Here is a 6,391-nt window from a genome sequence, read left to right as displayed (position 1 = left end):
TCGCCGGCGCAGCCCTGATGTTCCTCCGCAACCGCCGCACCACCAACAACTAACACCAACACCAACCAGCACCACCACCGGTACACACCACCAACCGGTACACAACACTACGGGGGCCACTACCCGCGGCCCCCACAGCAACCCCAAGTGGGGAAGAACGCCAACCACGCGCTCTTCCCCACTTGCATTCCCCTGCACACCCTGCATAACTGCCGCAGCTTGGGTGATGGTCAACTGCTGCCCTGCCGTGGGACTGTCAGAGCCCAGAGCGGCGTCACGAACCTGTCTTCCTTTGCACACCAACAGCATGAAGGAATCAAAGGACGCCGAAGAGGTCAAACCCGATTTCGAAGAGCTGGCCACAACGTCACCCATCCTTGCGGCAAAGCTCGCCCGCCTGCCGGCTGAACAAGCGGCCATGATTTTTGCGGAACGGCCCACCGAAGGTTGGATTGGCGCTGCCAGGACAGGCACGCCTGGCAGCTGAGGGGAATTCTGTCGGTGCTCTGTGTCAGAGTCTTTATATGACAGCTCCGCTTCTTGCCCACGCTACCGACTACGGACGTATGTACGCCCGCTCCACAACAGAGCAATTCTCTGTCCCCTCCATCACCACGGTGATAGGGCAGCAGGCGCACTCTCTGGACGGTTGGTTCAGTTATATGGGAGCAAGCAGCTTGGCCGCAGATCCCGAGCTTCCAGCCTTGCTTGGCAGCCCTGCAAAGATCCGGCAGGCGGTCAACAAGGCCTCCAAAGCAGCTGAGGCCTACAGGGACCAGGCTGCGGCAAGAGGCGATCGCGTCCACAATTACTGCGAGCAGGTAGCCTTGCGCGCCCTGGGGCGTCCGCATCGGATGCAGGAATGCCGCGATGAGCTTGCCTCCCACGGTGAGCAGGCCTTTGCAGCCCGCTTTAACGAATGGTGGGAGCTGTACAGGGTGGAGCCGCTGGCTCCGGAAATCACTGTCTGGAACAAGACGGTTGGCTATGCCGGCACGCTGGACCTCGTTGCGCGGATTAACGGGCGCATCTGCCTGATCGATTACAAGACCAAGGGCACCACCCGGGATGGCACGGTCAAGGCCCTCGATGACAAAGTCGTGATGCAGCTCGTGGCCGGTATGAAGGCAGAAGAAAGCCTCGTGGACCCGGTAGCGGGGGAGTGGGAGCCGTGGAAGTTTGGTCAGAATCCCATGCTGCTGGCCGTCGCCATCGGAGAAACGGAAGTTAGACCTCAACGAGCCAACCCGGACGTCCTTAAGCATCATTGGTGGAAGTTCTGTGCATTGAGGCGCGTCTGGGAGATGTCAGCCGATGTAACTGCGGCTGGGCAGGCACTCATGCCCGTCCCGCCGCCGTCGTTCGTGTCACCGTCAGTGGAGTCCGCGTCGCTGGTGCCGGCAGGCGCTGGGGCCAGGGACAGCGGCAGCAGCCTGCACTCAACTAAACTGGCTTAGGCTCCGCAACAGCCGGACCAGAGTGTGACGATCGTGAGGACTGACAGCAGATGGCAATTTTGAGTATCCGAATCATTGGGGATCCGGTGTTGCGCACCGTAGCCGATCCCGTCACTGAATTCGGTCCGGAGCTCGCCAAGCTGGTAGCAGACATGATGGAAACCATGGAGGACGTGGAAGGAGCTGGCCTTGCCGCTCCCCAGGTGGGCGTCAGTAAGCGCGTCTTCACCTATCGCATTGGTGGTGAAGAGGGACACATCATTAACCCCGTCCTGGAAAACAGTGAAGACTTCCAACCGGACGAAGTTGAGGGCTGCCTCTCCATACCAGGCCTTGGTTTCCCCGTGCGCCGTCGCCGCGCAACGCGCGCCACGGGTGTGGATCTCAATGGCAATCCTGTCGAGGTTGAGGCCGAAGGTATGTTGGCACGTTGCTTCCAGCACGAGAATGATCATCTGGACGGCGTCCTCTATACAGACAGGCTTGAGGGCGAAGACCGAAAAGCCGCGCTGCGTGCCATCCGAAACGCCAACTACCACGCTGTGACTGAGCAGACCACATCCAAGCGGGCAAGCTCTGTTGGTTCCAGCTTTGGTGGCGGCAGTTTCGGGGCTCCCGAGTGAGGGTCCTCTTTGCAGGAACTCCGGCAGTCGCCGTCCCATCCTTGGACGCCTTGGTGAAGGCCGGGTTCGACGTCGTTGCAGTCCTGACCCGCCCGGACGCGCCGCTGGGACGCAAACGTGTCCTCACACCCTCACCGGTTGCCGCCCGAGCAGAAGAACTTGGTATCGAGGTCATTCGCGCTGCCAAGGTGGATGCTGACACTACGGCTCGAATTGCTGAAATTGCTCCAGATGTAGCCGCCATCGTTGCTTATGGAGGGATCGTGCCTCGCGCTGCCCTGGGCGTTCCGCGGCATGGCTGGGTCAATCTTCACTTCTCCCTTCTGCCCGCGTGGCGTGGCGCCGCTCCCGTGCAGCGCTCCATCATCGCAGGGGACGACGTCACTGGGGCGGCTACCTTCCAACTGGAAGAAGGGCTGGATACCGGGCCAGTTTTTGGCACGCTAACCGAAACCGTGCGGCCGGATGACACTGCTGGCGATCTTCTGGAGCGTCTCTCACTGAGTGGGGCCGTCCTGCTCAGCCAGACGCTGTCCGCCATCGACGCCGGTCAGGCGGCACCGCAGCCGCAGGCCGGCGAGGTTTCCCTGGCCCCCAAACTGTCGCTCGAGGACGGACGGCTGGACTGGCAGCAGCCGGCCCTTGCCCTGAATCGAAGGGCGCGTGGCGTTACGCCCGAGCCCGGCGCCTGGACAACGTTGGAGGGTCAACGGATCAAGCTTGAACCCGTGGGGCTCCGGCCCGACGTCAAGGACATTGCTCCCGGAGCCATCCGCGTGGATGGAAAATCAGTGCTGGTAGGCACCGGTTCCCATGCAGTGGAATTGGGGCGGATTCAACCCGCCGGCAAAAAGATGATGTCGCCGGCCGACTGGGCCCGCGGCTTGGCTGCACCTGAGAAAGTGGTATTTCAATGAGCGAGTCCGGCCGGCGAGGCCCCAACAACAGCGGGAGCCGGGACGGTGGCGGACACGCCAATCGTGGAGGCCGCAGCGAGAGCAAGCGCAATGCCCAGGGCAGGGAACGAAACAGGGGCCCCCAGAGGGGCTACTCCAATAACGCTCCATCCCAACGCACGCGGCGTGCTGATCCTGCGCGCTTGGTAGCTTACGAAGTCCTCCGTGCCGTCGCTTCGGAAGACGCGTACGCGAATCTTGTCCTTCCCGCCAGAATCCGGGAACACCGGCTGGACCGCCGCGACGCCGGTTTTGCAACCGAGCTGAGCTACGGTGCCTTGCGCGGACAGGGAACCTACGATGCCATACTGGCCCGCTGCGTGGACCGGCCCCTCGAGCAACTCGATCCGGCGATTCTGGATGCCCTACGCATCGGCGCACATCAGCTGCTTTCCATGCGCGTTCCCGCCCATGCTGCGCTGGATCAAACCGTGGGCCTGGCCCGCGCAGTCATCGGCGCCGGGCCGTCGGCGCTCATCAACGCCGTCCTGCGAAAGGTCACCGCGCACACCCTGGTTGAGTGGCTGGACATCCTGCTGGAGCAGGAGACTGACGAGACCAGGATTGCTGCGCTGCGTCACGCCCACCCGGAATGGATCGTCCGCGCACTGCGCCAGTCGCTGGTGAACCATGGGAGATCCAAAACCGAGATTGACGCCCTGCTGGAGGCAGACAACGCCGCGCCTGTGGTTAATCTGGTGGCTCTGCCAGGGCTGGGGAACCTTGATGAAGCTTTCGAGAATGGGGCTACAGCCGGAGAGCTGGTAGAGGACTCCGCGTTGTCGGCCGGTGGCGACCTTGGCCGGCTCGAGTCCGTCCGGAAGGGCACTACCCGCGTTCAGGATGTTGGCTCGCAACTCGTAGCCCGCGCCGTTGCAAGCGTCGATCTCGGCGCCCCTGCCCGGGACGGAGAGCGCTGGCTGGACTTGTGCGCAGGTCCGGGAGGTAAAGCTGCGTTGCTTGCCGCGTTGGCTCACCGCAATGGTGCCACCTTGGTGGCCAACGAGCCCGCCCCGCACCGCGCCAAGCTGGTCCAGCAGGCGCTGTCTGCGGTGCCTGGCGAATCCTGGACGGTGCGGACCGGTGATGGACGGGAGCTTGGCGGCGAACAGCCCGAATCCTTTGACCGTGTATTGGTGGACGTCCCCTGCAGTGGTCTTGGTGCCTTGCGCAGGCGTCCCGAATCGCGGTGGCGCCGGGCACCCAAGGACATCGCGGACCTCGGTCCACTGCAGCGTGAACTGCTGACGTCAGCCATCGATGCCGTCAAGCCCGGTGGCGTGGTGGCATACGTGACGTGCTCACCGCACCCGGCGGAAACCACGGCCGTTGTGGGTGACGTCGTGGGAAAGCGTGATGACCTTGAGATGCTCGACGCCGGTCAGGCGCTGGACGCTGTCAGCCTCACCGGAGGCCTGGGGGCCGGGCACGAGCTTACGGCCCAGCTCTGGCCGCACGTGCACCACACGGATGCCATGTTCATGGCGCTCATCCGCAAAAAGTCCTAGCTTCACAAAAAGTCCTGGCTCCGCCAAAATTCCCGGGTCCCAAAAAGTCCTGGCGCCGCAAAAGTCCTGGCCCGCCGCCACCTCGTTTGACCACAATCGATAAAACAACTGACCCAAAGGGGCTGCCTTGTCTCAGTGCTGTATCAACCCGAGCATCCTGTCCGCAGACTTCGTCAACCTTGAGGCGGAGCTGCGGCGCATCGGCAATGCCGATGCCGTGCACGTGGATGTCATGGACAACCACTTCGTTCCCAACCTGACGCTTGGCCTGCCGGTGGTACAGCGGATCCAAGCCGTCAGCCCGGTGCCCTTGGACGCACACTTGATGATTTCAGATGCTGACAGGTGGGCACCTGCCTATGCGGACGCTGGCCTTGCCTCGGTGACGTTTCATGCCGAGGCTGCCATGGCGCCCGTCAAGCTTGCCCGTGAGCTGAGGGCGCGAGGCTCAAAAGCGGGTATGGCATTGCGGCCCGCCACTCCGGTTGAGCCGTATTTGGACATGCTCAGCGAACTGGACATGCTCCTGATCATGACCGTTGAGCCGGGCTTTGGCGGCCAGTCCTTCCTGGACATCACCTTGCCCAAGATCCGCCGCGCCCGCGCAGCCATTGACGGATCCGGAATCGGCGTGGCCATTCAGGTGGATGGCGGGATCACTGAGGAAACCATCCTTCGCGCAGCTGAAGCAGGCGCAAACGTCTTCGTGGCAGGCTCAGCTGTGTACGGAGATGAAGACCCTGCCGCGGCAATCGATAGGCTCCGTGCGGCCGGATCCAAGGCGGCAATGGCTGGTGGCTCGGAGAAACCGTGACGACCGTCATCAGATGTTACGAAGATTGCGGGGAATAGCTCAGGCATCTCCGCAGTTGTGGCAGAATAGCAACACACATACGTGCTCCGGGGTCGGTGTAAGTCCGAACCGGCGGTTATAGTCCGCGACCCGCGCGCCTTGGGATCCAAGTAATTGGAAACCGCTGGCAAACGGTTGAACCGGTGGAATTCCGGTACCGACAGTTAAAGTCTGGATGGGAGAAGCACGTACAGTCATGCTGTGTGCGTCCTGAGGGATGCCGCGCAGCGCGCTGTCGTACACCCCCGGAGCCATCGCGGCTTACTGGGAAGGAACGGCATGGATTTTCTGCGATGGCTCTTCGAAGCACAGATTCCCGTTGGAGGATCTGCGCTTGTTTTACGCGAAGTGCTTGGCAACATCTTTGGGCTCGCCAGCGCCCTCGGCGGAATGCGCCGCAAAGTCTGGGCGTGGCCTGTAGGCATCGTGGGGAATATCCTCCTGCTGACGGTCTTCCTTGGCAACGTTTTCGGAGCCGCCGCCCCTGCAACCCTATGGGGACAGGCCGCACGGCAGATCATGTTCATAGCCGTCGCCGTCTACGGTTGGTACCGCTGGCAGCAAGGCCGGCAGGGCAGCACCCAGGGACGTGCAATCGTCCCGGGCTGGGCCAGTAACAAAGTCCGCATCGCCCTCCTTGCGGCAATGGTGGCTGGAACGGCCGCCCTGACACCTCTCTTCGACGCGCTGGGTTCCTACCCGCCCGTATGGGCTGATGCTTGGACATTCACAGGTTCCCTGCTGGCCACCTACGGTATGGCCCGGGGATGGACGGAGTTCTGGCTCATTTGGGTAGCCGTTGACATTGTTGGCGTCCCATTGCTCTTCAGCGCCGGATACTATGCCAGTGCCGTCATGTACCTCTTCTATGGCTTCTTTACGTTGACCGGTTTCTTCGTGTGGTGGCGGGCAGAGAAGCGCGAACGTGCCTCGGCCGCCACCGCTCCTGCTGTTGTAGGAGTCGCTCCGTGACCCTGAACCCCAAATTCTTCAA

The 6,391-nt window shown here is 62.4% G+C and carries 7 protein-coding genes and 1 riboswitch; all 7 genes read left to right on the top strand.

The genetic code is table 11. From position 1 onward, the window contains the following. Nucleotides 1-307: 307 nt before the first annotated feature. Nucleotides 308-487, top strand: a complete 180-nt coding sequence (locus ACFX4T_RS07490; RefSeq protein WP_377651340.1) for a hypothetical protein — start codon at nucleotides 308-310, stop codon at nucleotides 485-487. Nucleotides 488-524: 37 nt separating this feature from the next. Further along, nucleotides 525-1,457: a cytochrome gene (locus tag ACFX4T_RS07485; protein ID WP_377651339.1), complete on the top strand. Its 933-nt coding sequence runs from the start codon at nucleotides 525-527 to the stop codon at nucleotides 1,455-1,457. 50 nt (nucleotides 1,458-1,507) lie between these two features. Further along, nucleotides 1,508-2,080 (top strand): peptide deformylase, encoded by a 573-nt coding sequence (def, locus tag ACFX4T_RS07480; protein WP_216923166.1) that lies wholly within the window; start codon nucleotides 1,508-1,510, stop codon nucleotides 2,078-2,080. Next, nucleotides 2,077-2,997 carry a methionyl-tRNA formyltransferase gene (gene fmt / locus ACFX4T_RS07475; protein WP_377651338.1) on the top strand — a complete coding sequence of 307 codons (921 nt, stop codon included), beginning with the start codon at nucleotides 2,077-2,079 and terminating at the stop codon, nucleotides 2,995-2,997. The genes def and fmt overlap by 4 nt, the downstream gene beginning before the upstream one ends. Further along, a complete protein-coding gene (locus tag ACFX4T_RS07470; protein WP_377651337.1) occupies nucleotides 2,994-4,544 on the top strand; it encodes an RsmB/NOP family class I SAM-dependent RNA methyltransferase in 1,551 nt (516 codons plus the stop codon). Before fmt ends, ACFX4T_RS07470 begins: the two co-directional genes overlap by 4 nt. A gap of 127 nt (nucleotides 4,545-4,671) precedes the next feature. Next, entirely contained in the window at nucleotides 4,672-5,358 is a 687-nt protein-coding gene (gene rpe / locus ACFX4T_RS07465; protein ID WP_377651336.1) for a ribulose-phosphate 3-epimerase, read from the top strand. Nucleotides 5,359-5,435: 77 nt separating this feature from the next. After that, nucleotides 5,436-5,589, top strand: a riboswitch (FMN riboswitch). 87 nt (nucleotides 5,590-5,676) lie between these two features. Beyond that, entirely contained in the window at nucleotides 5,677-6,369 is a 693-nt protein-coding gene (gene pnuC, locus ACFX4T_RS07460) for a nicotinamide riboside transporter PnuC (protein ID WP_377651335.1), read from the top strand. The last annotated feature ends 22 nt before the right edge of the window (nucleotides 6,370-6,391 follow it).

Source organism: Paenarthrobacter sp. YIM B13468, assembly GCF_042788025.1.
Classification (GTDB): Bacteria; Actinomycetota; Actinomycetes; order Actinomycetales; family Micrococcaceae; genus Arthrobacter; species Arthrobacter aromaticivorans.
This window is presented reverse-complemented; position numbering and strand designations above follow the sequence as displayed.

Excerpts from the sequence above, each read along its gene's own strand:
- ACFX4T_RS07490 (WP_377651340.1), top strand. The coding sequence starts at position 308 with ATGAAGGAATCAAAGGACGCCGAAGAGGTCAAACCCGATTTCGAAGAG.
- ACFX4T_RS07485 (WP_377651339.1), top strand. The coding sequence starts at position 525 with ATGACAGCTCCGCTTCTTGCCCACGCTACCGACTACGGACGTATGTAC.
- def (WP_216923166.1), top strand. The coding sequence starts at position 1,508 with ATGGCAATTTTGAGTATCCGAATCATTGGGGATCCGGTGTTGCGCACC.
- ACFX4T_RS07470 (WP_377651337.1), top strand. The coding sequence starts at position 2,994 with ATGAGCGAGTCCGGCCGGCGAGGCCCCAACAACAGCGGGAGCCGGGAC.
- pnuC (WP_377651335.1), top strand. The coding sequence starts at position 5,677 with ATGGATTTTCTGCGATGGCTCTTCGAAGCACAGATTCCCGTTGGAGGA.